This window comes from Mesoflavibacter sp. CH_XMU1422-2 (genome assembly GCF_037029245.1).
In the GTDB taxonomy this organism is placed as follows: Bacteria; Bacteroidota; Bacteroidia; order Flavobacteriales; family Flavobacteriaceae; genus Mesoflavibacter; species Mesoflavibacter zeaxanthinifaciens.
Map to the genome: position 1 here is coordinate 1 of NZ_JAYMEE010000031.1, position 617 is coordinate 617.

Sequence of the window (617 nt, forward strand, 5' to 3'; positions counted from 1 at the left end):
ATGGTGAACATAGAAGTACTCTAGCAATAAATAATTAATATTTTACTTGTTTATTGCCTCAGTTCTTTGTTGTAAAACGTTTTTTATTTAACGCTCTGATTGTCAATTCAAAATAGTTTTCTAATTTAGTAAGAAATATTAACAATTTAAAATTTCAATTATGGGTCAAAAATTTGCTGACGGAACTATCGTCTATTTAAAATCAGGAAGTCCTGCAATGACAATAAATGTGTTTCATAATCCTACTCGCAGATATAGATGTGTTTGGTTTGTCGGAACAGAATTAAACTACGGTGAATTCTACGAAGATGCTTTAACTGACGTAAATCCTTCTACTAATTAAATTTTTTGTAATTCATTCGTATTATAAACAACTCTGTGTAAATTTTGGTTATTGTCGAAGTATACACAGTCAGTTGTTTTTTCGTTCGATTCTTCTACAGTCATTTTATAAGAGTGTTTGTTTTCTTTTACTACATCTCCTATTTTAAATAATTTAGTTGTATTTCCCATTTTGTTTTCAAATGTTTTACAACGGTCTCGGCTATGAGTAGTTGCGTGGTTTAGCACTTAACTTTGCAAGTACACACCAAACTGAAAATCCGCGAGGATTTTCA

2 protein-coding genes are annotated in these 617 nt (G+C 30.1%); one reads left to right on the forward strand and one right to left on the reverse strand.

All coding sequences use genetic code 11. From position 1 onward, the window contains the following. Positions 1–160 precede the first annotated feature (160 nt). Positions 161–343 carry a DUF2158 domain-containing protein gene (locus WA340_RS03855; RefSeq protein ID WP_336127360.1) on the forward strand — a complete coding sequence of 61 codons (183 nt, stop codon included), beginning with the start codon at positions 161–163 and terminating at the stop codon, positions 341–343. Here the strand turns inward: WA340_RS03855 and WA340_RS03860 are convergent. Next, a complete protein-coding gene (locus WA340_RS03860) occupies positions 340–513 on the reverse strand; it encodes a hypothetical protein (protein WP_336127362.1) in 174 nt (57 codons plus the stop codon). The genes WA340_RS03855 and WA340_RS03860 overlap by 4 nt on opposite strands. Positions 514–617 lie beyond the last annotated feature (104 nt).